The 25577-nt window shown below is 57.6% G+C and carries 16 protein-coding genes; 7 read left to right on the top strand and 9 right to left on the bottom strand.

What is annotated here, in order from left to right; translation table 11 throughout:
- Positions 1-247: 247 nt before the first annotated feature.
- The gene (locus ET34_RS0106920) at positions 248-1720 is read left to right on the top strand and encodes a SulP family inorganic anion transporter (RefSeq protein WP_031520644.1); all 1473 of its coding nucleotides are present in this window, start codon (positions 248-250) and stop codon (positions 1718-1720) included.
- 66 nt (positions 1721-1786) lie between these two features.
- Here ET34_RS0106920 and ET34_RS0106915 read toward each other — a convergent pair whose 3' ends face one another.
- The 5 genes from ET34_RS0106915 to ET34_RS0106895 all read right to left on the bottom strand — a co-directional run bounded on the left by ET34_RS0106915 (position 1787) and on the right by ET34_RS0106895 (position 7570).
- Positions 1787-3433 (bottom strand): multidrug ABC transporter permease/ATP-binding protein, encoded by a 1647-nt coding sequence (locus tag ET34_RS0106915; RefSeq protein ID WP_031520642.1) that lies wholly within the window; start codon positions 3431-3433, stop codon positions 1787-1789.
- Between the two features lie 79 nt (positions 3434-3512).
- The gene (alkB, locus tag ET34_RS0106910) at positions 3513-4163 is read right to left on the bottom strand and encodes a DNA oxidative demethylase AlkB (protein ID WP_031520640.1); all 651 of its coding nucleotides are present in this window, start codon (positions 4161-4163) and stop codon (positions 3513-3515) included.
- Positions 4163-5230 carry a bifunctional DNA-binding transcriptional regulator/O6-methylguanine-DNA methyltransferase Ada gene (ada, locus tag ET34_RS0106905; RefSeq protein ID WP_031520639.1) on the bottom strand — a complete coding sequence of 356 codons (1068 nt, stop codon included), beginning with the start codon at positions 5228-5230 and terminating at the stop codon, positions 4163-4165. Before ada ends, alkB begins: the two co-directional genes overlap by 1 nt.
- 72 nt (positions 5231-5302) lie before the next feature.
- Positions 5303-6334: an FAD:protein FMN transferase ApbE gene (apbE, locus tag ET34_RS0106900; protein WP_035890946.1), complete on the bottom strand. Its 1032-nt coding sequence runs from the start codon at positions 6332-6334 to the stop codon at positions 5303-5305.
- A gap of 102 nt (positions 6335-6436) precedes the next feature.
- Entirely contained in the window at positions 6437-7570 is a 1134-nt protein-coding gene (locus tag ET34_RS0106895; protein WP_031520635.1) for a porin OmpC, read from the bottom strand.
- Positions 7571-8383: 813 nt separating this feature from the next.
- On the opposite strand from ET34_RS0106895, the gene rcsD reads away from it, so the two are divergent.
- Positions 8384-11053, top strand: a complete 2670-nt coding sequence (rcsD, locus tag ET34_RS0106890) for a phosphotransferase RcsD (protein ID WP_152548360.1) — start codon at positions 8384-8386, stop codon at positions 11051-11053.
- A 16-nt stretch (positions 11054-11069) separates the two neighbouring features.
- Positions 11070-11720, top strand: coding sequence for a response regulator transcription factor RcsB (gene rcsB / locus ET34_RS0106885; protein WP_031520632.1), 651 nt, complete (start codon positions 11070-11072; stop codon positions 11718-11720).
- Between the two features lie 47 nt (positions 11721-11767).
- Here the strand turns inward: rcsB and rcsC are convergent, their stop codons facing one another.
- Together rcsC and gyrA are read right to left on the bottom strand one after the other, a co-directional pair.
- Entirely contained in the window at positions 11768-14617 is a 2850-nt protein-coding gene (gene rcsC, locus ET34_RS0106880; RefSeq protein WP_031520631.1) for a two-component system sensor histidine kinase RcsC, read from the bottom strand.
- A gap of 149 nt (positions 14618-14766) precedes the next feature.
- Positions 14767-17403 carry a DNA topoisomerase (ATP-hydrolyzing) subunit A gene (gene gyrA, locus ET34_RS0106875; protein ID WP_031520629.1) on the bottom strand — a complete coding sequence of 879 codons (2637 nt, stop codon included), beginning with the start codon at positions 17401-17403 and terminating at the stop codon, positions 14767-14769.
- Positions 17404-17628: 225 nt separating this feature from the next.
- Here gyrA and ubiG point away from each other — a divergent pair, with 225 nt between their 5' ends.
- The 4 genes from ubiG (at position 17629) to yfaE (ending at position 22546) form a co-directional block, all read left to right on the top strand.
- On the top strand, positions 17629-18357 hold the full coding sequence (gene ubiG / locus ET34_RS0106870; protein WP_031520627.1) for a bifunctional 2-polyprenyl-6-hydroxyphenol methylase/3-demethylubiquinol 3-O-methyltransferase UbiG: 729 nt from the start codon (positions 17629-17631) through the stop codon (positions 18355-18357).
- A gap of 351 nt (positions 18358-18708) precedes the next feature.
- Entirely contained in the window at positions 18709-20994 is a 2286-nt protein-coding gene (gene nrdA / locus ET34_RS0106865) for a class 1a ribonucleoside-diphosphate reductase subunit alpha (protein ID WP_031520625.1), read from the top strand.
- 160 nt (positions 20995-21154) lie between these two features.
- Positions 21155-22285: a class Ia ribonucleoside-diphosphate reductase subunit beta gene (gene nrdB / locus ET34_RS0106860; RefSeq protein WP_031520623.1), complete on the top strand. Its 1131-nt coding sequence runs from the start codon at positions 21155-21157 to the stop codon at positions 22283-22285.
- A gap of 3 nt (positions 22286-22288) precedes the next feature.
- Positions 22289-22546, top strand: coding sequence for a class I ribonucleotide reductase maintenance protein YfaE (yfaE, locus tag ET34_RS0106855; RefSeq protein WP_031520621.1), 258 nt, complete (start codon positions 22289-22291; stop codon positions 22544-22546).
- A gap of 46 nt (positions 22547-22592) precedes the next feature.
- On the opposite strand, the gene glpT is transcribed toward yfaE, so the two are convergent.
- Together glpT and ET34_RS0106845 are read right to left on the bottom strand one after the other, a co-directional pair.
- Entirely contained in the window at positions 22593-23945 is a 1353-nt protein-coding gene (gene glpT / locus ET34_RS0106850; protein ID WP_031520619.1) for a glycerol-3-phosphate transporter, read from the bottom strand.
- A gap of 355 nt (positions 23946-24300) precedes the next feature.
- Positions 24301-25497, bottom strand: coding sequence for a nicotinamide mononucleotide deamidase-related protein YfaY (locus ET34_RS0106845; RefSeq protein WP_031520617.1), 1197 nt, complete (start codon positions 25495-25497; stop codon positions 24301-24303).
- Positions 25498-25577: the final 80 nt, after the last annotated feature.

Genomic DNA, 25577 nt, shown 5'->3' with positions numbered 1-25577 from the left:
TTGTTTTTATACGTATTTGCGGCTGAGCCTGAAAGTGATTGCGCTAATGAACTGATATAAAAGCAATAATCCTGTTAATGGACATAGCGATAAATGCACTTTTAGCGCCAAAAAACTGTGACACAGATAACAGTAGCGTGATTTGTTGCAGACTTGTAAGATAACGCGCGCCGCGCCAGCGCGGCCTCTTCGTTGCCTTCACTGCGGCAATATTGACTGATAACTACCCACTCCCTGCGAAAATAATATGTCTGAAAACAATATCGCTGCGGTTGCTACCGTCCTGCGTTCGCCACGTCTGCTGGTGAGAGAGACCCTGGCTGGCGTGATCACTGCCCTGGCGCTGATCCCGGAAGTGATCTCCTTCTCCGTTATTGCCGGTGTCGATCCGAAAGTCAGCCTTATCGCCTCGGTGGTGCTGTGTCTGGCGATGTCCGTACTCGGCGGTCGCCCGGCGATGGTGACTGCCGCTGCCGGCTCGGTGGCGCTGGTGATTGGCCCGATGGTGCATCAGCACGGCGTGGGCTACATCCTGCCAGCGGTCGTGCTGGCGGGCATTATCCAGATCCTGTTTGGCGTCTGCGGCCTGGCGCGCATGATGCGCTATATTCCGCGCTCGGTAATGACCGGGTTTGTTAATGCCCTCGGCATTCTTATCTTCTTCGCGCAGGTGCCGCATATCTGGGGCCAGTCACCGCTGGTGTGGGGGCTGTTTGCTCTGACGCTGGTCATCGTGCTCGGCCTGCCTTACGTGACGAAAAGCGTTCCCTCCCCGCTGGTGGCTATCGTGGCGGTTACCGCTATCACCATGGGCTTCGGTCTGCTGACGCCCACCGTGGGCGACGAAGGGCCGATGCTGCCGGGTCTGCCAGGGCTGACCGAGCTGCTGGTGCCGCTAAACCTGCAAACCCTGCAGATCATCTGGCCGTGCGCCCTGAGCGTTGCCTTTGTCGGCCTGATGGAATCGCTGCTCACCGCCAAGCTGGTGGATGAGATCACCGACACCCCGTCCAGCAAACGCCGCGAATGCTGGGGCCTCGGGGTAGCGAATATTTTTGCCGGCTTCTATGGCGGCATCGCCGGCTGCGCGATGATCGGCCAGACCATTGTTAACGTCGGGCTGGGTAAAGCGCGTTCCCGCGTCTCTACCGTTGCCGCCGGGCTGGTCCTGCTGCTGCTGGTAACGGTACTGAGCGAGATCATGGCGCAGATCCCGATGGTGGTGCTGGCGGGCATTATGATGATTGTGGCGGTGAAAACCCTCGACTGGCACAGCGTCAGGCCCGCCACCCTGAAGCATATGCCGGTGCCGGAAACCCTGGTGATGCTGGTGACGGTGGCCGCAACGGTGGCAACCGGAAATCTGGCGATTGGCGTGGCCGGCGGCGTGGTGTTTGCGATGGTGCTGTTCGCCCGCCGCGTGGCGCATGTGGTGCGCGCCGAGCGCGAACTGGCCGCGGACGGACAGAGCGTGCGCTACACCGTGCGCGGCCCGCTGTTCTTCGCCAGCAGCAACGACCTGTTCGAACACTTTAACTATGCGGACGATCCGGCGCAGGTCACTATCGACCTGACCCACGCCCAGATCTGGGACGCCTCTACCGTAGCGATGCTGGATGCAATTGAAACCCGCTATGCGCGTCATGATGCAACGGTGACCATCCAAGGCCTCGACCTGCGTAGCCGCGATTTCCACCAGCGCTTAAGCGGTAAAGTCTGATGCTCACGTCGGGTGCGCGAACTTACCCGCCCTACTGGACTGGCGGGTGTATCACCCTGCGCCCCGTCAGCTCCCGGTACGCGCCACCGCGTCGCGGCTGGCAAGGGCGCGCTCTTCTCCGTGCAATTCTGCCAACTGGCCGCTGCGCATCTCCAGCAGACGATCGGCATGAATGAAATAGTGGTCGTCATGGCTGATCGCAAAGATGGTTTTGCCCATCTCCTGCATCAGCGGCAACAGCACCTGATAGAACTCGCGGCGGAAGTGCGGGTCCTGATCGGCAGCCCACTCATCCAGCAGAATAATGTCGCGATCCTCAGCCAGCGCCAGCAGCAATGCCACGCGCTTCTTCTGCCCTTTTGACAGGTTCAGGTTGAGGATCTTCCCGTTCTCCAGCGTCAGCTTTTCACTCATCTTCAGCCGCTCCAGCCACTGCGCCACCAGCTCCGGTCGCGCCTCCTGCCCGTTGTGGCCCAGCAGCTTGTCAAACAGCCAGACGTCGGTGAATACCGCGGAGAAATGCGCCCGGTAGTCATCGAGCGTCGCGGCAGTAACCGGTTCGCCATCCAGCAGAATGGTGCCGGATACCGGCTGATACAGCCCGGTGAGCAGCATCGCGAGCGTGGATTTCCCGCTGCCGTTGCCGCCAATCAGGAACAGCAGCTCGCCGCGCTGGATAGTGAGATTGATCGGCCCGACGCCAAAGCTGTTGTCCGCATAGTGGAACACCACATCGCGCAGCTCCAGCGTCTGCCACGTCTGCTTCTCACCGCGCGTCGGAAATGCCGGGTGATAAGGCGCGAGGGCGAATTTGTTCAGCTTGTTGAACGCTACCTGGGCGGTAAGCAGCGTCGGCAGCGCCCCCACCGCAGAGAGCAGCGGCGTGCGCAGGAACAGTAACGTCAGGGAGTAGATAGCCGCCACGTTGGTATCGGCCCAGCCGAGGCTGTTTGCCATCCAGAACACCAGCCCGATGGCACCGAGCATCATGATGTTCGACCAGTTCACCGCACTCAGGTGGAAGGTATCGGCGCGAATAATGTGGTGGCGATACTCTTTCGCGTCGGGGGTGTAGATCTGGTCGAAAATCCAGCCGGCACGCTCGCGGTTGAGGGTCAGCTCTTTACGCCCTTCCAGCACCGTCTGGTAATCCTTGTAAAGCTTGTCTTCGGTTTCGCGCAGGATCGCCATATGCCGATAGACCCGCGATACCAGCACAAAGCCGCCCCAGATGGTGATTGCCAGCCAGATAGTGGTCACCAGCAGCATTTTCGTGGAGAGCAGCGCCAGGTAGGCCGCACAACCGATGCTCAGAATAATGCCCTGCACCAGCTCCGGCAGGCGTACAAAGGCAATGGTGATATTGCGAATATCGCTGGTCAGCCCCGCCAGCAGTGCGGCACTGCCGAGCTGCTCCACGCGCTCAACCGGGGTGTCGAGGATGCGCTTGATGAATTCGCTACGCAGGCGGAATACGAAGTGGTGGCCAAGCGTAGTAAGCGCTAACTGGGAGCCTAAGGTGATCGCCATCAGCAGCAGCAGCAGACCGAGAAACTCCGGCAGCACGGCAAGTGACATATCGACGTTTTCGATCAGGCGCTGATTAATAAACGCGATAAGGCCAATACCGAGCGCGGCGCTGAGCAGGCTCAGCAGCATCACCATCAAAAAAGGCCAGCGATACTGGCGCCAGACAAGCAGCAAGAGATCCATAAAACGGGGCTATCCAATAAGAAAAATTCAGCCCGCAGTTTAAACGGCTCGCGTTTCACGGCAAGAATAATTCTTATTTTTATTCGCCCGCCCCGGCGGCGCGAAACGTCAGGTTATAGCGGTACTCGCCGGTCAGCGGATGCACGCCCGGTTTCAGGGGTTGAATGCCGTGATAATACAGGCGCGACGCCCCGCCCCACACCACCACATCCCCGTGCTCAAGCAACAGCCGTTTGATGGGGTCATTACGCCGCAGCCCGCCGAACTGAAACACCGCTGGCAGGCCCAGGGATACCGAGACAATGGGCGCCCCGAGATCCGGTTCGTCTTTATCCTGATGCAGCGACAGCTTCGCCCCCGGCGCATAGCGGTTGATCAGGCAGGCATCCGGCGTGAAACCAGCATAGCCCGCCGCCGCCGAGGCGCGATCGCTCAGGGCGCGAAACGCGTCGGGCATCGCAGGCCAGGGCTGGCCGGTCTGCGGATCGCGCGTGGCGTAGAGATAGCCGCCGTGGGTGGTGGCCCACCCCAGGGTGCCGCAGTTGGTCATCGCCACCGACATGGTATACCCGCCCGGCGTCACCATATGGCGAAACGGGGAGCAAGCGCTCACCTGCTCAATACCCGCCATCAGCGTACCGGCATCGGCCAGCGCGAAGCGGCGCAGCACCACCGCGCCGTCGGCCAGCGGCTCCTGCCAGGGTTCTTCTCCGTCAAACAGATCGAGCATTACTCCTCCTTACTTTTTGACTCACGGGCCAGCAGCATGGCTTTACGTTCGGTGCCCCAGCGGTAGCCCGCGAGCGCCCCGCTGCTGCGCACCACCCGGTGACAGGGAATGACCAGCGCCAGCCGGTTCGCTGCACAGGCACTTGCCACCGCCCGGCTCGCGCCAGGCTGACCGAGACGCTGTGCCAGCGCCTGATAGCTCAGGGTTTCGCCCGGCGGAATGGCCCGCAGCGCCTGCCAGACCCGCTGCTGAAACGCGGTTCCGCGGATATCGAGCGGCAACTCGCAGGCCAGCTGCGGGTGATCAATGCAGCCGATCACCTGCGCCACCTGCTGATTGAACGCCGCGTCCGCGTCGAGCCGGGTGGCATGAGGAAACAGCTGCGCCAGCTCATCGCGCAGCCTGTTTTCATCCTCCCCCAGCAGCACCGCGCAGATCCCACGCGCGCTGCGAGCCACCAGGCACAGCCCCAGCACGCAGGGGGCGACGGTATAATCCACCGTCAGGTCCGGCGCACCGCGACGATACTGCTGCGCCGTCATGCCCAGCGCGGTATCGGCCTGATGATAGAAGCTGCTGCCGGTCTGAAAACCGGCGTCCAGCATGGCGCGGGTCACCGTTTCACCGCCGTGCAGCGCGCTGCGCACCCGCCCGGCACGCAGCGCCTGCTGCCAGGCTTTTGGTGTCAGGCCGGTTACGGATTTAAACAGACGATGAAAATGCCATGGGCTCATGGCGACCTGACTGGCGATGGCGTTCAGGGTAAGCGGCATTTCGCTGGCAGCCAGAATGCGACAGGCTTCGACAATGCGCTGCGCCCGCTGCTGGTCAGGGTGGATGCGGTCCGGCTGGCAGCGCTTGCACGGCCGGAACCCCGCCGCTTCTGCCGCATCGGGGCTGTCAAAAAACTGCACGTTTTCCCGCCGCGCATGGCGTACCCGGCAGGAGGGCCGGCAGTAGATACCGGTGGTATTCACGGCAAACACAAAGCGGCCATCGGCTTTGGTATCCCGGGCCAGCACCGCCTGCCAGCGCCGTTCAGATTGTGGGGTAGCAATAGTTTTCATGTCCGGCTCCTCCTCAAAGGGTAGCCTCACTCTGGCAGGCTGCCTGCTCCACCACACCCGAAATCTTGCTTTTTAATTCCCGGCATCCACCAGATAGCTTTTGAACTGCGGGGACATCCAGACCGAGAAGCCATCCTGCTCTTTGCTGATCAGATAGACCGCCAGCCCCTGCGCCAGTGCAACTTCACGCGCCTTTTCCGGCCCGAGCACCATAAAACCGGTATCCCAGGTATCCGCTTCCAGCGCTGTAGGGGCAATCACCGTGGCGGAGACCAGCTTATGGGTGATGGGGCGCCCGGTTGCGGGATCGATGACGTGCGACAGGCGTTTGCCGTCCAGTTCATAGTAGTTGCGATAGCTGCCGGAGGTGCTGATGCCGTGGCCGTTGATATCCACCACTGCCTGCACGGCATTTTCACGATCCGTGGGTTTCTGAATGGCTACACGCCAGGGCTTACCTTCAGCATTCATCCCCCGGCTCACCAGCGCCCCGCCGACCGAGACCAGATAGCGACTGATGCCGTTACGCGCCATCAGCTGCGCCAGATGATCGGCGGCATACCCCTCGCCGACGGTGGAGAGATCGACAAAGAGATCGGGGATATCTTTTTGTAGCCACTGGCTGTCAGCGGCGTTGATCACCCGCAGATGCTGTAAGCCGGTGCGAGCCCTGGCGGCGGCGATCTGTGCCGCATCGGGCGTGGCGACAGGCTGTTTATCGGGGCCAAATCCCCAGAGATTGACCAGCGGGCCAACGGTGATATCCATCGCGTCCTGCATCTTGTGCCCAATGCGCAGCGAGAGCGTCACAATATCCGCCATCGCCGCATCGACGGGCCACGGGGCAGTGCTGGTCGAGTGATTAAACTGCATCAGCGCCGAGTCATCTTTCCAGGTGGAGAGCAGGCGATCGTCGGCATCGAGCTGCGCCTGGATTTGACGGCGTAGTTCTGGCGTGCGTTGCGCATCGACCCCGGCCAGGCTCACCCGCCAGGAGGTGCCCATGGTTTTGCCTTCCAGTACCAGCGGCGCATTTTCCGCCGCGCGATCGCAGCCAGCGAGCATCAGCGTTAACAGTAAAAAGAGAGAGTAGCGGAGTCGCATCGGTATTCCTCATTATTCGTGCGCGACAGCGTACACGGTTTTTTGGGTGACCAGAAAAACAAAAAAGGGGCCAGAGGCCCCTTTCGCATGACAACCGTCGAATCAGAACTGGTAAACCAGGCCTACACCCACGATGTCGTCGGTACCGATGCCAGCGGCACGGGTAAAGTCGTTGTCGTCCAGCAGGTTGATTTTGTAATCAACATAGGTGGACATGTTTTTGTTGAAGTAGTAAGTCGCGCCAACATCAACGTATTTAACCAGGTCCTGGTCGCCGTAGTTGATGGAGCCGTTGCTGATGTCTTTACCGCGAGACTGCAGGTATGCCACAGACGGACGCAGACCGAAGTCGAACTGGTACTGAGCAACCACTTCAAAGTTCTGCGCTTTGTCAGCAAAACCGAATGCGTCAGAATCGCTGTCGCCGCCGAAACGGGTGGCGTTATAGGTCTGGGAGTACTGGGCTGCCAGGTAGAGGTTGTTCGCGTCGTATTTCACGCCGCCGCTGTAAACAGAAGCGCGATCGCCGCTGCCGTAGATCTCATCCGCACGGCCTGCGTTGAGGTTGTTCTGGTCGTCAGTACGTTTGGAGCTGGCTGCTGCCGCACCAATGCTGAAGCCCTGACCGATATCATAGGTCACAGAGCCGCCGAAGCCGTCGCCGTTCTGTTTCAGGACGCCACGGCCGGTGTCGTCTTCACCGCGAGCGCTGCCGTTCTGACCCTGATACTGCAGAGCAAAGTTCAGGCCTTCCACCAGACCGAAGAAGTCGGTGTTACGGTAAGTTGCCACGCCATTAGAACGCTGCTGCAGGAAGTTGTCTGCACCGTAGGTGTCGCCGCCGAACTCCGGCAGTACGTCGGTCCAGGAGGTCACGTCATAGATAACGCCATAGTTACGACCGTAGTCGAAAGAACCGGCATCAGCGAATTTCAGACCGGCGAAGGCCACACGGGTCCAGGCGTCGTTGTCGCTTTCGGAGGTGTTGCCCTGGATCTGGTATTCCCACTGGCCGTAACCGGTCAGCTGGTCATTAACCTGGGTCTCGCCTTTGAAGCCGATACGCATGTAGGTCTGATCGCCATCGGCACTCTTGTCATCAGAGAAGTAGTGCAGGCCATCGACTTTACCAAACAGATCCAGTTTGTTGCCGTCTTTGTTGTAAATCTCAGCCGCGTGCGCGGAGCCTGCTGCCAGCAATGCTGGTACCAACAGCGCGAGAACTTTAACTTTCATTATATTAACCCTCTGTATATGCCTTTTTATATGCCTTTTTATGTGCCACTGCTTACTGATTAACCCTGTAATCAGTCGGCAATCCCAATTCTTATGAAATTTAAAACACAAAGCCAACGGGAATATGATACGAAAACTTTTAAGATGTTTCATATATCCGCAACGGTGTAACAAAAGGTTAATAGAAGGGAACTTATTAAAGCACGAATCGCTAAAAATATGCGCACGGATGATCAAAAAATTTCAGTAACTCATTAAAAACATCAAGATAGGTAAATTTATGCTTTACCGCACTGATTGCCAAACGCATTTGTAAAGCGCCGACTAAAATTACTCCCGCTATCATCATTAACTTTATTTATTACCGTCATTCGAATCTGAATGTCTGTTTACCCCTATTATTACCGGATGTTCGCATCCGGTATTTTTTTGCCTTTGATTTATTATTAGCGCTATTTTTAACCGTCACTACGGTGAACTATATTTTTTCGCTGATTTATTTTTCAGCGCTGCGTTGCACTAATTTCTCTCTCCCGTTGTGACAATGCAGCGTCTCCGGTTGCGGACATTTTCCCGCGCCGGGCCTTGTCTTAACGCTATTCGCCTGGAAAATCATTCATTTCGCTTTATACTGCTTTTTTTGCGATACTCGCGTAGTAGTACACCTGCCCGGCAGGACGTGACGTGAGATCGACGCCCAGCGAGCGATATCGCATCCGCTCAGGAAGAGCCTACAAAAGCAGTTTCAGCCGCCACACCTGGTTGAATTCGTCTCTATTTATATGGCGTTGTTAAAGTGAGTTACACACAACAATGAGTCAATCTGACACAATGATCCCCAACAAGTTTTCACTGATGCCGGGTAGCATTACCCGTTTCTTTCTTTTGTTGATCATCGTTCTGCTGGTGACTATGGGTGTAATGGTGCAGAGCGCCGTTAACGCCTGGCTGAAAGACAAAAGCTATCAGGTGGTGGACATTACCCATGCGCTGCATAAACGGGTGGATACCTGGCGCTACGCGACCTGGCAGATCTATGACAACATTGCGGCTGCAAGCAGCGGCAACGCGGCGGATGGCCTGCAGGAGACTCGCCTGAAGCAGGACGTCTACTACCTCGAAAAAACGCGGCGTAAAACCGAAGCGCTGATTTTCGGCTCTCACGACAGCGCCACCCTTGAGATGACCCAGCGGATGTCGAACTATCTCGACACCCTGTGGGGCGCCGAAAACGTGCCCTGGTCGATGTATTACCTGAACGGCCAGGACAACAGCATGATCCTGGTCTCTACCCTGCCGCTGAAAGATCTGGCGTCCGGCTTTAAAGAATCAACGGTGAGCAACATCGTCGATTCCCGCCGCGCCGAAATGCTTCAGCAGGCTAATGCCCTTGACGAGCGCGAGAGCTTCTCTCCCCTGCGCCGCCTGGCCTGGCAGAATGGCCACTACTTCACGCTGCGTACCACCTTCAACCAGCCGGGTCATCTGGCGACCGTGGTTGCGTTCGATCTGCCGATTAACGACCTGATTCCGCCGGGAATGACGCTGGACAGCTTCCGCCTCGACCAGAGCGACACCCAGCCTGCCGGCTCGGGTGCGGATAAAGGCGATCCGGACAGCGTGCGCATCCACTTCAACAGCTCACGCATTGAAATTAGCTCGCTGGTGGACAGCACCGGCCTGCGCCTGGTGTGGGAAGTGCCGTTCGGCACCCTGCTGATGGATACGCTGCAGAATATCCTGCTGCCGCTGCTGCTCAATATCGGCTTGCTGGGGCTGGCGGTATTCGGCTACACCACGTTTCGTCATCAGCCGGTGCGTCAGGCGGAAATGCCTGCCACCATGGCGAATAACAACGAACTGCACCTGCTGCGCGCCCTGAACGAAGAGATCGTCGCCCTGCTGCCGGTGGGTTTGCTGGTGCACGATCAGGAAGCGAATCGCACGGTGATCAGCAACAAAATTGCCGATCACCTGCTGCCGCACCTTAATCTGCAGAACATCACCACCATGGCGGATCAGCATCAGGGCGTGATTCAGGCCACTATTAATAATGAACTGTATGAAATCCGTCAGTTCCGCAGCCAGATCCTGCCGCGCACCCAGATCTTTATCATTCGCGATCAGGACCGCGAGATCCTGGTTAACAAGAAGCTGAAGCAGGCGCAGCGGCTCTACGAGAAGAATCAACAGGGCCGGACGGCCTTCATGCATCATATTGGCGCGGCGCTGAAGCTGCCGGTGAAGCAGCTCGCCGAAGGGTTAACCGCTCTGAATACCCCGCAAACCCAGGTGATGGCGCAGAAAGCGGATACCATCGTGCGGCTGGTGGATGAGATCCAGCTGCTGAACATGCTGGAAGATGAGAGCTGGAAAACCAGTTCATCAAGCTTCGCCATTCAGGATCTGATTGATGAAGTGGTGCCGGAAGTGCTGCCGGTGATTAAGCGTAAAGGGCTGCAGCTGTTCATCAATAATCACCTCTCCCGCAACGAAGAGCGCCACGGCGACCGCGAGGCGCTGCGCAAAATTCTGCTGATGCTGATTCAGTATTCGGTGACCACCACCCACATCGGCAAAATTACGCTTGAGATCAGCGCGGATGAATCCGCCAGCGATCGCCTGACGTTCCGGGTGCTCGATACCGGCGACGGCATCAATAATAATGAAATCGATAATCTGCACTTCCCGTTCCTCAACGAGACCAGCGAAGATCGCTATGGTCACGCCAACGGATTGACCTTCTATCTCTGCAACCAGCTGGCGCGTCGCCTTGGCGGGCATCTTAATATCAAATCGCGCCAGGAGCTGGGTACGCGCTATTCACTGCATGTGAAAATGGCCGCTGAACCGCAGGACGAAGAGCAGGACGAGCGCCTGCTGGACGACGTAGTGGCGATGGTGGATGTCACCTCCAACGAGGTACGCAACATCGTTACGCGCCAGCTTGAGCACTGGGGGGCCAGTTGCATCACCCCTGACGAGCGGTTATCCAGTCAAGCCTTTGATATCTTTTTAACGGATAATCCGTCAAATCTTACTGCCTCAGGGTTGCTTTTAAGCGATGATGAGAACGGTGTACGTCGTATTGGCCCCGGCCAGCTACGGGTAAACTTCAATATCAGTAATGCCATGCAGGAAGCAGTGATGCAGCTCATCGAGGAGCAACTGGCGCAGGAGGAACTGCCTGAATCCCCGTTAGGGGGTGATGAAAACGCCCAGCTCCACGCCAGCGGCTATTACGCGCTGTTTGTGGACACAGTACCGGACGATGTGAAGAGACTGTATACTGAATCAGCAACCAGTGATTTTGCTGCGCTGGCACAGACGGCGCACCGCCTGAAAGGGGTGTTCGCCATGCTCAATCTGGTACCCGGCAAGCAGTTATGTGAAACCCTGGAGCATCACATTCGTGAGAACGATGCCCCATCGACAGAAAAATACATCAGCGACATTGACGCTTACGTCAAAAGCTTGCTGTAGCAAGGTAGCCTAATACATGAACAATATGAACGTAATTATTGCCGATGACCATCCGATTGTTCTGTTCGGCATTCGCAAATCGCTTGAGCAGATCGAGTGGGTGAATGTTGTCGGTGAATTTGAAGATTCCACAGCGTTAATCAATAACCTCCCAAAACTCGACGCACATGTACTGATTACTGACCTCTCCATGCCTGGCGACAAGTATGGCGATGGCATTACCCTGATCAAGTACATCAAGCGTCACTTCCCGGCTATCTCGATCATCGTTCTGACCATGAATAACAACCCGGCCATTCTGAGCGCCGTGCTGGATCTGGATATCGAAGGTATCGTGCTGAAACAGGGCGCACCGGCGGATCTGCCGAAAGCGCTGGCTGCGCTGCAGAAAGGGAAGAAATTTACCCCGGAAAGCGTGTCGCGCCTGCTGGAGAAAATCAGCGCTGGCGGTTATGGCGATAAACGCCTGTCACCGAAAGAGAGTGAAGTGCTGCGCCTGTTCGCTGAAGGTTTCCTGGTCACAGAAATCGCCAAGAAGCTGAACCGCAGCATCAAAACCATCAGCAGCCAGAAAAAATCAGCGATGATGAAGCTGGGTGTGGAAAATGATATTGCCCTGCTGAACTACCTCTCTTCCGTGAGCCTTACCCCGGCGGACAAAGAGTAACGCATTTATACCCCGCCAGGCGTCCTGCCGGCGGGGTTTCTTCATTCTTATACCCGCGTTTTCCGCACCCGCTCCGCATATACCGCCAGCGTCTGGCTTAATACGTCCAGCGTTACCGGCTTCGACAGACAGCTATCCATACCCGACTCGATACAGCGCTGCTTCTCTTCTGCCAGGGCATTCGCCGTTACGCCCACCACCGGCAACGTCAGGCCAAGCTGACGAATGCGCTGCGTCAGGCGATAGCCGTCCATGTTCGGCATGTTGACGTCGCTCAGGACGATATCGATATGGTTCTTGCTCAGCACGTTCAGGGCATCGATGCCGTCGTTGGCAGTTTTGCACTGATAGCCCAGCGAACCCAGCTGGTCGGCAAGCAGACGGCGGTTGATCGGATGATCGTCCACCACCAGAATCATCATATCGTCGTTCTGAGCATCAGAGCCAGAGCCTGCCGCCAGCGACGGCGTGCTGCCCGGTACGTCAACGTCAATGCGGTAGATGCGGCCCAGCAGCGCGATCAGCTCATGCGGCGAGGCCACGCTGTGCAGCCAGAGGTTATCGCCCCGCTCCACCGGAATACCAATGTGGCGACGCGAGAACAGGATCGCCGCGCGACCTGCCCAGTTGCTGAAGGTTTCATCATCGGTGATCAGCACATCGTCCTGATCCGGCACTTCACCGTTATAGCGCTGGGTGCGAATCCCGTTGCGCTCCAGCATATTTTCGATAAAGCCATGCAGCGACGCGTTGCGTACCGCCAGCCAGCAGCGTTTATCCGCCAGGCCATCAACGTTCGCTTTAGCATTTTCACCCGCACTGTAAAGCGGAATGCGGATGGTGAACTGGCTGCCCATACCCGGCTCGGTATCAACGGCGATATCGCCGTCCATCATGCTGATCAGCTTCTCACAGATAGCCAGCCCCAGCCCGGTGCCCTGGAAGTTACGCTGTACGCCGGTGCCGACCTGGAAGAAGGGATCAAACAGCCGCACCACTTCCTTGGCCGGGATCCCGACGCCGGTATCCCGCACCCGGAAGGTGAGGTAATCCCCTTCGGTAGAGACATCAAGAATGATGCAGCCGCTGTCGGTGAACTTGATGGCATTGCTCAGCAGGTTGGAGATCACCTGCTGCAGACGCATCGGATCGCCCTGCAGCGTCAGCGGCACGTCCGGGGAGATAAAGCAGTACAGCCCCAGCTGTTTACGCACCACCAGCGGATGGTAGTTGGCAGTCACGTGGCTCATCACTTCGCGCGGCGAGAATTCGCGCGGCTCAATTTTCAGCTGTTCGGACTCAATTTTCGAGAAATCGAGAATATCGCTGATGATTTTCAACAGCAGGCTGGAGGAGTTGTTCATCGCCGTCACCAGACGATCCACGCCTTTAGGCAGCGCCTTGGTCTGCAGCAGGTCGAGGTTACCGATAATGCCGTAGAGCGGCGTGCGCAGCTCGTGGCTGACGGTGGCGAGGAACATTGATTTCGACTGGCTCGCCTGCTCAGCGGCCTGCGCCATGTCCTGCAGCGACTCTTCCATTTTCACGCGGGCCGACACGTCCACCAGCACGCAGATCGCCACGTTTTCATTGCGATAGCGCGAGTGGACGAAGCTGATTTGCAGGTTAGTCTGGTTGCTGGTCAGGACATCGACGAAGTTGACCTGCTGGCCGCAGATAATCTGCGTCAGCCGCTGCCGATCTTCGTGGGTCAGCATATTGAGGTAGTTATGCGCCAGCTCGTTACTCAGGATATTGGTGCCATCCTGGGTCCGCAGGATACAGATCCCCACCGGCGCCGAGGCGACGATTTTGCGGTTGAACTGCTCGTGCTCTTCCAGACGCTGGGCGTCGTTTTCCGCCGGAATAAAGATGCGTCGCTCGTACATACGCGCGAGGGTAAACAGCACCACGCCGACCAGCACATTCAGCAGCACCGCGTTAAGGATCAGCATGCGGATACGCTCCAGCACCAGATCCACCGGCACGGAATAGACCACGCTTAACGAGGAAGGCGGCAGGCTGCGTTTCAGCACCAGATCGCGGAAGCCGGAGGTATAGCCGAACCAGGCGCGATCCTGGGTCCAGCGCGGATCGGGTTCGATGCGCGATTCCGGGCCGGTCAGCGAGATCAGCGGCTGGTTGTTCTCATCGACGATGGTCACGCCCATCGGCAGGCTGCCAGGGGTAAAGAAGTTTTCCATGCGAATGGTCTGCTCGATACCGAGCAGCGCCTGCAGGCGGTTCGCCAGATAGACCGGCGTCAGGGTATAGAAGTAGCCCACGCCCGGACGCGGACCCTGGCTTATCCAGAACAGGCTGTTGCCCTGCTCTTCACGCGGCGCGTTGCGGTACTTCAGGATGCGCTCGTGCAGCGCTTTCAGGGTTTTATCGTGCTCAACCGGGGCATCACGCAGGCCGAAATCTGCCATACAGAGGTTATCGCTGCCAATCAGGAATACGCGATTCAGATCGTAAGCCGCGGAAAAGTTATCGCGCCAGTAACGCAGGAACCAGGCCAGCGACTGCAGCGAGTCGCGCCAGGTATTACCGAGCATTGCGCAGTCGGAATCCGGGAACAGCGGCTGGAATTCGGGAATGCCGACGCGATCGTTGTTACGCGCCGCGCCTGGCAGCACGCCGTTTTCAACCGTCAGGCGATTCTCAGCGATGTACTTCAGCTCTTTCATTACGTCCGAGGTGCGCTGGATATAGCGCTGCGCCTGTTCATAGCTCAGGTTGAACTCCTGGCGGATTTCAGACTCTTTTTCATGCAGAGCATTAACGATGTAGAACACCGAAAACAGGGCGATCAGCAGCCACAGCAACAGCGCCAAAGCGCGGAACAGATAGCGCGACACTTTGAGCGTCGTACGGAAAGAAACGAAGTATTTCAAAATGACTGAGCCGTCAACAGGATGAAAGAATGTGCTTTAAAGTAGCGGTAAATGTCAGTACTCGCAACGGCAATAAAAAAGGGCGAACAAGCCGCCCTCTTCCCTGCCTTGCTCAGGCCACCCGCTAACCAGCGGGCAGCCTGACGGTCTTACTCGTCAGCGTCGTCCGCTGCTTCGTCATCGCCTTCCGCTTCCGGAGCGATTTCATCGTCCCCTTCTGCGACCGTGCCGTCGATAGAATCCAGTTCTTCATCATCAACAGGCTCAGCGACGCGCTGCAGACCCACCACGTTTTCGTCTTCCGCGGTGCGGATGAGGATAACACCCTGGGTGTTACGGCCAACGATGCTGATTTCCGATACGCGGGTACGCACTAAGGTACCGGCATCGGTGATCATCATGATCTGGTCGGCGTCGTCAACCTGCACCGCGCCTACCACCGGGCCATTGCGGTCGGTGACCTTAATGGAGATAACCCCTTTGGTGGCACGAGACTTGGTCGGATACTCATCCGCCGCGGTACGCTTGCCGTAGCCGTTCTGCGTCACGGTGAGGATCGCGCCCTCGCCGCGCGGCACAATCAGGGAGACCACGCTGTCGCCGTCCATCAGACGAATACCGCGCACGCCGGTCGCAGTACGACCCATAGCACGCACTGCATCACCCTTGAAGCGCACCACTTTGCCCTGCGCCGAGAACAGCATCACTTCGTCACTGCTGGTGGTCAGGTCAACGCCAATCAGCTCATCGCCCTCGTTGAGGTTAACGGCGATAATACCGGCGGTACGCGGACGGCTGAACTCTTTGAGCGCGGTTTTCTTCACGGTACCGCTGGCGGTTGCCATAAAGACGTTCACGCCCTCTTCGTACTCACGCACCGGCAGAATGGCGGTGATACGTTCGTTGGCTTCCAGCGGCAGCAGGTTGACGATAGGACGTCCACGCGCCCCACGGCTTGCTTCCGGCAGCTGGTAGACCTTCATCCAGTAGAGACGGCCACGGCTGGAGAAGCACAGAATGGTGTCATGGGTGTTGGCCACCAGCAGACGGTCGATAAAGTCTTCTTCTTTAATACGTGCCGCCGATTTCCCTTTCCCGCCGCGACGCTGCGCTTCGTAATCGGTTAACGGCTGATACTTCACGTAGCCCTGGTGCGACAGGGTAACAACAACGTCTTCCTGGTTGATCAGGTCTTCGATGTTGATGTCCGCGGTGTTGGCGGTAATTTCGGTACGACGTTCGTCACCGAACTGATCGCGCACCAGCTCCAGCTCTTCGCGGATAACTTCCATCAGACGATCGGCGCTGCCGAGGATATGCAGCAGCTCGGCGATCTGCGCCAGCAGCTCTTTGTACTCGTCGAGCAGTTTTTCGTGCTCCAGACCGGTCAGCTTCTGCAGACGCAGGTCGAGGATGGCCTGAGCCTGCTGTTCGGTCAGATAATATTTCCCGTCGCGCACGCCGAATTCCGGCTCCAGCCACTCCGGACGCGCAGCGTCATCACCGGCACCTGCCAGCATCGCGGCCACGTTGCCCAGATCCCACGCCTGAGAAACCAGGCCGGCTTTCGCTTCCGCTGGCGTTGGCGCGCGGCGGATCAGCTCGATAATCGGGTCGATGTTGGCCAGCGCAACGGCGAGCGCTTCGAGGATATGAGCACGATCGCGGGCTTTACGCAGTTCAAAGATGGTACGACGCGTCACTACTTCGCGGCGATGGCGCACGAAGGCGCTCAGGATCTCTTTCAAGGTCAGGATTTTCGGCTGACCGTGATGCAGAGCCACCATGTTGATGCCGAAGGAGACCTGCAGCTGCGTCTGGGAGTAGAGGTTGTTCAGCACCACTTCACCCACGGCATCGCGTTTAATCTCGATCACGATGCGCATACCGTCTTTATCGGACTCGTCACGCAGCGCGCTGATGCCTTCCACGCGTTTTTCTTTTACCAGCTCGGCGATCTTCTCGATCAGACGCGCTTTGTTAACCTGGTATGGGATCTCATGAACGATGATAGTTTCACGGCCCGTTTTGGCATCGGCTTCCACTTCCGCGCGGGCGCGAATGTAGATTTTGCCGCGGCCGGTACGATAGGCTTCTTCAATACCGCGACGGCCATTGATGATAGCGGCGGTCGGGAAGTCCGGCCCTGGGATGTGCTCCATCAGCCCTTCAACGCTGATGTCTTCATCGTCGATGTAGGCCAGGCAGCCGTTAATCACTTCCGTCAGGTTGTGCGGCGGAATGTTAGTCGCCATACCCACGGCGATACCGGAAGCCCCGTTAACCAGCAGGTTCGGGATCTTGGTCGGCATAACGTCAGGAATGCGTTCGGTACCGTCGTAGTTATCAACGAAATCAACGGTCTCTTTTTCGAGATCGGCCATCAGCTCATGGGCGATCTTCGACATACGGATTTCCGTATAACGCATCGCCGCGGCGGAGTCGCCGTCTACTGAACCGAAGTTACCCTGGCCATCGACCAGCATGTAGCGTAAGGAGAATGGCTGCGCCATACGCACGATGGTGTCATAGACAGCGGTATCACCGTGGGGGTGGTATTTACCGATTACGTCACCAACGACACGGGCAGATTTTTTATAGGCTTTGTTCCAGTCATTGCCCAATACGTTCATGGCGTAAAGCACGCGACGGTGTACCGGTTTCAGGCCATCTCGGACATCCGGCAGCGCACGGCCAACAATGACCGACATCGCATAATCCAGATAGGAGCTCTTCAGCTCTTCCTCAATGTTGACCGGTGTAATTTCTCTCGCAAGGTCGCTCATCTAACCGCTATCCCTCTACTGTATCCCGGATTCAAAGGTCGCAAATTATAACACAAGCCTGGTCATACCGGTAAGCCTTATCCCGCCCGGATAGCAGGTTGATTTCTCGCGGTTTGCACCGGGTTGACGCCGCGTTGCAACCCAGGGCCGCCGGTAATCATTCTTTCTTCAGCGCGGCGGCCTGTTATACTTCTTTTTCTTACGAGACAAGGAGTAAACGCGCTCATGAATGCTGAACAATCCCCAACACCCCATAACGTCGACCACAATGAGATCGCGAAATTCGAAGCGGTCGCCTCACGCTGGTGGGATCTGGAAGGGGAATTTAAGCCGCTGCACCGTATTAATCCGCTGCGTCTGGGCTACATCAGCGAACGCGCCGGCGGCCTGTTTGGCAAAACGGTGCTCGACGTCGGCTGCGGCGGCGGCATCCTCGCCGAAAGCATGGCGCGCGAAGGCGCTACCGTGACCGGCCTGGATATGGGCGCGGAACCGCTGGCAGTGGCGCGCCTGCACGCGCTGGAGAGCGGCGTGAAGGTTGACTACATCCAGCGCACCGTTGAAGAGCACGCGGCGCAGAACCCGGCGGGCTACGATGTCGTCACCTGTATGGAGATGCTGGAGCACGTTCCGGACCCGCAATCGGTGGTACGCGCCTGCGCCGCGCTGGTAAAGCCCGGCGGTCACGTATTCTTCTCAACGCTAAACCGCAACGCCAAATCCTGGCTGATGGCGGTAGTCGGCGCGGAATACGTGCTGCGCATGGTGCCGAAGGGCACCCACGATGCGAAGAAGTTTATCAAGCCGTCCGAGCTACTGGCATGGATTGACGATACGCCGCTTAAAGAGCGTCATATCACCGGCCTGCACTACAACCCGCTGACCAACAAATTCCGTCTCGCGCCGGGGGTTGATGTTAACTATATGTTGCATACCGAAGCAAAAAACGCCTAACGACATAAGTATTTGCTATAAGGATTGCGCGGGCTTTACCGCGCAATTTTGTCGGGTCGTTGAAGAAATCAGCACTCGATCAAATTTTCATTTTTTTTTGCAACTTATTGACATAGCCAACAAGCCTTACGATACGAGGGCTTAGCCATAGACCCGTCGAATAAGACGCAAAAACATCTCAAAATCAACTCTTGTTCTCAAATGATTCCCTACTAGAATACTCATCATCTAGCGTTAAACTTATCTCAAACCCCCTATATGTAGTATTTATCCACAGAGTTAGTCACAGACTGGCGGCTGTGTATAAGCGGGGGATATTTTTTCTATTTCTTACGGACGGGTACATTCCTCATGAATCAGAGTCTGCTGGTGACTAAGCGTGACGGTGCGACCGAGCGCATTAACCTCGATAAAATCCATCGTGTGCTTGACTGGGCGGCGGAAGGCCTGGAGAACGTCTCAATCTCTCAGGTTGAACTGCGTTCCCACATCCAGTTTTACGACGGGATTAAAACCTCTGACATTCATGAAACCATCATCAAGGCCGCAGCCGACCTGATCTCCCGCGATGCGCCGGATTATCAGTACCTCGCCGCGCGCCTGGCCATTTTCCACCTGCGTAAGAAAGCCTACGGCCAGTTCGAGCCGCCGACGCTGCACGACCACGTGGTAAAAATGGTGGAGCTGGGCAAATATGACCGCCACCTGCTGGAAGACTACTCCGTAGAAGAGTTCGAGCAGATGGACGGCTTTATTGACCACTGGCGCGACATGAACTTCTCTTACGCTGCGGTAAAACAGCTTGAAGGGAAATATCTGGTCCAGAACCGCGTCACCGGCGAAATCTACGAGAGCGCGCAGTTCCTGTATATCCTCGTCGCGGCCTGCCTGTTCTCTAACTACCCGCGCGAAACCCGTCTCGACTACGTGAAGCGTTTCTATGACGCGGTATCAACCTTCAAGATCTCGCTGCCGACGCCGATCATGTCCGGCGTGCGTACGCCGACCCGTCAGTTCAGCTCTTGCGTATTGATCGAGTGCGGCGACAGCCTCGACTCCATCAACGCCACCTCCAGCGCTATTGTGAAATACGTTTCCCAGCGCGCCGGTATCGGCATCAATGCCGGCCGCATTCGTGCGCTGGGCAGCCCGATCCGCGGCGGTGAAGCCTTCCACACCGGCTGTATTCCGTTCTACAAGCACTTCCAGACTGCGGTGAAATCCTGCTCTCAGGGCGGCGTGCGCGGCGGGGCGGCAACCCTCTTCTACCCGATGTGGCATCTGGAAGTGGAAAGCCTGCTGGTGCTGAAAAACAACCGTGGTACCGACGCCAACCGCGTGCGTCACATGGACTACGGGGTGCAGATCAACAAGCTGATGTACACCCGCCTGCTGAAAGGTGAAGACATCACCCTGTTCAGCCCGTCTGACGTTCCTGGCCTGTACGACGCCTTCTTCGCCGATCAGGACGAGTTTGAGCGCCTGTACGTGAAATACGAAAAAGACGACAGCATCCGTAAGCAGCGCGTGAAAGCGGTGGACCTGTTCTCCCTGATGATGCAGGAGCGCGCCTCTACGGGCCGTATCTACATCCAGAACGTGGACCACTGCAACACCCACAGCCCGTTCGACCCGGTGGTTGCGCCGGTGCGCCAGTCTAACCTGTGCCTTGAGATCGCCCTGCCGACAAAACCGCTGGACGACGTCAACGACGAAAACGGCGAAATCGCCCTGTGCACCCTCTCCGCCTTCAACCTCGGCGCGATTGACAGCCTGGACGAGCTGGAAGAGCTGGCGATCCTTGCGGTACGTGCGCTCGACGCCCTGCTGGATTATCAGGACTACCCGATTCTGGCGGCAAAACGCGGTGCGATGGGTCGTCGTACCCTGGGTATCGGCGTCATCAACTACGCCTACTACCTGGCGAAGCACGGCGTGCGTTATTCCAACGGCAGCGCCAACAACCTGACGCACAAAACCTTCGAAGCGATTCAGTACTACCTGCTGAAAGCCTCGAACGAGCTGGCAAAAGAGCAAGGCGCCTGCCCGTGGTTCAACGAAACCACCTACAGCAAAGGCATCCTGCCGATCGACACCTATAAAAAGGATCTCGATGGCATCGCTAACGAGCCGCTGCACCTCGACTGGGAAGCGCTGCGTGAGTCCATCAAGACCCACGGCCTGCGTAACTCCACGCTCTCTGCCCTGATGCCGTCTGAGACCTCCTCGCAGATCTCGAACGCCACCAACGGCATTGAGCCGCCGCGCGGCCACGTCAGCATCAAAGCGTCGAAAGACGGTATCCTGCGCCAGGTGGTGCCGGAGTATGAGCGCCTGAAAGATCAGTACGAACTGCTGTGGGACATGCCGAACAACGACGGTTACCTGCAGCTGGTTGGTCTGATGCAGAAGTTCATTGACCAGTCTATTTCGGCGAACACCAACTATGACCCGACGCGTTTCCCGTCAGGCAAAGTGCCGATGCAGCAGCTGCTGAAAGACCTGCTCACCGCCTATAAATTTGGCGTGAAAACCCTCTACTACCAGAACACCCGTGATGGTGCAGAGGACTCCCAGGATGACCTGGCGCCGTCCATTCAGGACGACGGCTGCGAAAGCGGCGCATGTAAAATCTGATTAAGCGGGGCGGGGAAACCCGCCCTCTTGTTGTTAAGGCGGCAGGTGCGCTTCGCTTACCTGCCCTACGAGAATAACCGCAACATCAAGCCGTAGGGTGGATAAGCGAAGCGCATCCACCATTAACAGCAGATATTGTTCGCAGACAGGACCCACATTCATGGCATACACCACCTTTTCACAGACGAAGAATAATCAGCTGCTGGAACCGATGTTCTTTGGCCAGCCGGTTAACGTGGCGCGCTACGACCAGCAGAAATATGACATCTTCGAAAAGCTGATCGAAAAACAGCTCTCCTTCTTCTGGCGTCCGGAAGAAGTGGATGTTTCCCGCGACCGTATCGACTATCAGGCGCTGCCGGATCACGAGAAGCACATCTTCATCAGCAACCTGAAATACCAGACGCTGCTGGATTCTATCCAGGGCCGCAGCCCGAACGTGGCGCTGCTGCCGCTGATCTCCATTCCGGAGCTGGAAACCTGGGTAGAAACCTGGGCGTTCTCTGAGACCATCCACTCGCGCTCCTACACCCACATTATCCGCAACATCGTTAACGATCCGGCGGTGGTGTTCGACGACATCGTCAACAACGAGCAGATCCTCAAGCGTGCGGAAGGCATCTCCCACTACTACGACGATCTGATTGAGATGACCAGCTACTGGCATCTGCTGGGCGAAGGCACCCACAGCGTTAACGGCAAGACCGTAACCGTGAACCTGCGCGAGCTGAAGAAGAAGCTTTACCTCTGCCTGATGAGCGTCAACGCGCTGGAAGCGATTCGCTTCTATGTCTCCTTCGCCTGCTCCTTCGCCTTCGCCGAGCGCGAACTGATGGAAGGCAATGCCAAGATTATCCGCCTCATCGCCCGCGACGAAGCGCTGCACCTCACCGGCACGCAGCATATGCTGAACCTGCTGCGCAGCGGCACAGATGACCCGGAAATGGCGGAGATCGCCGAAGAGTGCAAACAGGAAAGCTATGACCTGTTCGTGCTGGCGGCACAGCAGGAGAAAGAGTGGGCAGAGTACCTGTTCAAAGACGGCTCGATGATCGGCCTGAACAAAGACATTCTCTGCCAGTACGTCGAGTACATCACCAACATCCGTATGCAGGCGGTGGGCCTCGATCTGCCATTCCAGACGCGCTCTAACCCGATTCCGTGGATCAACACCTGGCTGGTGTCCGATAACGTGCAGGTGGCACCGCAGGAAGTGGAAGTCAGCTCTTACCTGGTGGGTCAGATTGACTCCGAAGTGAACACCGACGACCTCAGCGATTTCCAGCTCTGAGTGATGAATAACCGCATTACCTTACGCCTCACCGGCGCTCAGCTTGAGTGCCTGGAAGAGCATCCTTCCCTGCTGCTGGCGCTCGAGTCACATAAGGTGCCGGTAGAGTATCAGTGCCGGGAAGGGTACTGCGGGTCGTGCCGGACGCGTCTGGTGTCCGGGGAAGTCACCTGGCTTACCGAGCCGCTGGCATTTATTGAACCAGGCGATATTCTGCCCTGCTGCTGTAAAGCGCGGGGCGATATCGAAATCGAACTGTAAAAAAAGGCGGGCCTGATGGCCCGCCTTTTTCGTATCTGCCCTTCTCTTACCCGCGTTTCGCCGCGATCGCCTGATGGTGCTTGCGCTCACCAATCATCACCACAATCAGCAGCAGCACCGCCAGTACGCTTCCGCCAATCATGACGATGAAGCCGCCGTCCCAGCCGAAGAAGTCCACGGTGTAACCCACGATAGCGCTGGCCGCTACCGACCCGCCGAGGTAACCGAACAGCCCGGTAAAGCCTGCCGCCGTGCCTGCCGCTTTCTTCGGAGCCAGCTCAAGCGCGTGCAGACCAATCAGCATCACCGGGCCATAGATCAGGAAGCCGATAACAATCATACAGATCATATCGACATGCGGATTGCCCGGTGGGTTCAGCCAGTACACCACGGTGGCGATAGTCACCAGCGTCATAAAGAACACGCCGGTTGCGCCTCGGTTACCGCGGAAGACCTTGTCCGACATCCAGCCGCACAGCAACGTGCCTGGAATACCTGCATACTCATAGAAGAAGTAGGCCCAGGAGGATTTATCCAGCGCAAAGTGCTTCACTTCCTTCAGATAGGTCGGTGACCAGTCGAGGATGCCGTAGCGCAGCAGGTAGACAAACACGTTGGCGATAGCGATATACCACAGCAGCTTATTCGGCAGCACGTACTGCATGAAAATCTGCTTCGCGGTCAGCTCTTCCTCATGCTTATCGCTGTAGTCGTCCGGATAGTCGTTTTTGTACTCCTCAATGGGCGGCAGACCGCAGGACTGCGGTGTATCGCGCATGAGCGCAAAGGCAATCAGCGCCACGATGATGGCCGCAAACGCAGGCATATACAGTGCCGCTTTCCAGTCGTTAAACCAGGCCATACCCAGCAGGAACAGCAGCGGTGGCAGCCCGCCGCCGACGTTATGTGCGCAGTTCCACACCGACACAATCCCGCCGCGCTCCTTCTGCGACCACCAGTGCACCATGGTGCGCCCGCACGGCGGCCAGCCCATACCCTGGAACCAGCCGCACAGGAACAGCAGCACGAACATCACGGCGATGCTGGAGGTCGCCCAGGGCACAAAGCCCATAAACAGCATTACCGCCGCGGCGAGGATCAGCCCCGCCGGCAGAAAGACGCGCGGATTCGAGCGATCCGACACCGACCCCATGATGAATTTTGAAAAGCCGTAGGCGATGGAGATCCCCGACAGCGCAAAGCCCAGATCGCCGCGCGAGAAGCCCTGCTCAATCAGGTAAGGCATTGCCAGCGCAAAGTTCTTGCGCACCAGATAGTAGGCTGCATAGCCAAAGAAAATCCCCATAAAGATCTGCCAGCGCAGACGGCGGTACAGCGGATCGATCTGCCCGTCGGGCAGCCGCGATTGATGGGGTGCAGGTTGAAAAATACCGATCATTAAGCCTCCGGGGCCATATAGTTATTATCGTCAGCGGAAACGCCCGGCAACGAATCGCCTGTGTTAAACAAAAGGGTGCCAATGTTAGAAAAAGGCGGCCAATGTTACTGTGAAATGACACACGGAATGTTACAGATTTAAGACAAAACAACAAAAAAGAGCATCCGATCACGTTTTATGCTCGAAAACGCGCATTTACGAAGCAAATGCTGGTCGCTGATTTGCGTTATGTGAAGGCGGAATTTAGCGTGACAGCCTGTATGGCGGGATGAGACAGGATATGCAGGGCAGATACAGAGCCGCGCCCGGCAGGTTTGTCGGGCGCGGTAATGCAGCAGGGTATGGTTTTACCTGTCTACTGGGTAAGACGCTCCGTCACCCGCACCCAGCCATGTCCCTGGGAGACATCATCCCCGTTGAGCAGACGGCGCAGCATGTTCTGGGCAATCATTGAGGCCACCGCCTGGCGCACCGGCAGGCGGTGATTCGCCAGGCTCAGCTGAACGCGAATAGCACGGCTGCCCGCGTCGCTGTGCAGCGCAAACAGCAGGCTGTCGTCCTGATGTGCTCCCGTCACCAGCGCCAGTGCGCCGTCCGCCGCCTGCGACAGCGCCCGCGCCCGGGCGGCGATCTCAGCCAGCGACTCAGCACGCGGTGCCAGCACTTCCCCATCCGCCAGCGGCGCGCCGGCCTGATTCAGTTCCAGCGACAGCAGGCCAGCGGTGAACTGCTCGCTCACGCACAGCCGCAGGTCACGGGCGCGCAGGCTCTCGGCCAGCAAACCCGGCAGCCCCACGGTACCTTCGAAAATCAGGCTCTCGCCGGCCACCTGGCGCACCTCCGGCCACAGGGCTTCCATCTGCGCCCGCTGGTTGGCCGGTCCGGTGAGTTTCAGTTCAATGATTGGCATGGAGGAGCGATACCCCATCACCACGCCATCCGGCAGGTTCAGGTGGCTCAGACTCTGAGCAAGATCGCTTTCCGAACGGCCAAACGTAGTCAGGCGCAGGCACACCGGGGGGGCCGGTAGTTCAAAACACTGCTGAATGCGCGGGAGGATCTCTTTCTCGACCATCACTTTAAATTCAGACGGCACGCCTGGGGTGAAGAAGAAGGTGCAGCGGTTAAGCGTCAGTGCAAAGCCGCAGGCAGTGCCAACCGGGTTATCGAGCATCTCGCTGCCGGCGGGGATCATCGCCTGTTTGCGGTTGCTGGGCGCCATCACCCGGCCACGGCTTTCGAAAAAGCGCGTCATATGCTCAAGCCACGACGCCTGCAGCTCCAGCTCAACGCCAGCGGCGCGTGCAGCAGCCAGCGCGCTAAGATCGTCGCTGGTGGGGCCAAGGCCGCCGTTGACGATAACCACATCGGCTTCGGTGCTGCGCTCCTGCAAAATGGCGATCAGGCTGTCGAGATCGTCGCCCACGGTGTTGCGGCGTGTGAAGGGTAAACCCTGCGTGAAGAGGTAATCGGCAAGCCAGGCGGCGTTGGTATCAACGATTTGCCCGTGCAGGACTTCATCGCCGGTAGAGAGCATTTCCACAGTTAACATCGACTTACTCCGCATAGAGTGAAGGCTCTACTATAGCGCAAGGCGATACCGGGGAAAGCGAAAAGGCGCGGCAATGTGCC

This window comes from Siccibacter colletis (genome assembly GCF_000696575.1).
GTDB lineage: Bacteria > Pseudomonadota > Gammaproteobacteria > Enterobacterales > Enterobacteriaceae > Siccibacter > Siccibacter colletis.
The sequence above is the reverse complement of the archived record's forward strand: the minus strand, read 5'-3'. Positions and strand labels throughout refer to the sequence as shown.

Excerpts from the sequence above, each read along its gene's own strand:
- ET34_RS0106920 (WP_031520644.1), top strand. The coding sequence starts at position 248 with ATGTCTGAAAACAATATCGCTGCGGTTGCTACCGTCCTGCGTTCGCCA.
- ET34_RS0106915 (WP_031520642.1), bottom strand. The coding sequence starts at position 3,433 with ATGGATCTCTTGCTGCTTGTCTGGCGCCAGTATCGCTGGCCTTTTTTG.
- alkB (WP_031520640.1), bottom strand. The coding sequence starts at position 4,163 with ATGCTCGATCTGTTTGACGGAGAAGAACCCTGGCAGGAGCCGCTGGCC.
- ada (WP_031520639.1), bottom strand. The coding sequence starts at position 5,230 with ATGAAAACTATTGCTACCCCACAATCTGAACGGCGCTGGCAGGCGGTG.
- apbE (WP_035890946.1), bottom strand. The coding sequence starts at position 6,334 with ATGCGACTCCGCTACTCTCTCTTTTTACTGTTAACGCTGATGCTCGCT.
- ET34_RS0106895 (WP_031520635.1), bottom strand. The coding sequence starts at position 7,570 with ATGAAAGTTAAAGTTCTCGCGCTGTTGGTACCAGCATTGCTGGCAGCA.
- rcsD (WP_152548360.1), top strand. The coding sequence starts at position 8,384 with ATGAGTCAATCTGACACAATGATCCCCAACAAGTTTTCACTGATGCCG.
- rcsB (WP_031520632.1), top strand. The coding sequence starts at position 11,070 with ATGAACAATATGAACGTAATTATTGCCGATGACCATCCGATTGTTCTG.
- gyrA (WP_031520629.1), bottom strand. The coding sequence starts at position 17,403 with ATGAGCGACCTTGCGAGAGAAATTACACCGGTCAACATTGAGGAAGAG.
- ubiG (WP_031520627.1), top strand. The coding sequence starts at position 17,629 with ATGAATGCTGAACAATCCCCAACACCCCATAACGTCGACCACAATGAG.
- nrdA (WP_031520625.1), top strand. The coding sequence starts at position 18,709 with ATGAATCAGAGTCTGCTGGTGACTAAGCGTGACGGTGCGACCGAGCGC.
- nrdB (WP_031520623.1), top strand. The coding sequence starts at position 21,155 with ATGGCATACACCACCTTTTCACAGACGAAGAATAATCAGCTGCTGGAA.
- yfaE (WP_031520621.1), top strand. The coding sequence starts at position 22,289 with ATGAATAACCGCATTACCTTACGCCTCACCGGCGCTCAGCTTGAGTGC.
- glpT (WP_031520619.1), bottom strand. The coding sequence starts at position 23,945 with ATGATCGGTATTTTTCAACCTGCACCCCATCAATCGCGGCTGCCCGAC.
- ET34_RS0106845 (WP_031520617.1), bottom strand. The coding sequence starts at position 25,497 with ATGTTAACTGTGGAAATGCTCTCTACCGGCGATGAAGTCCTGCACGGG.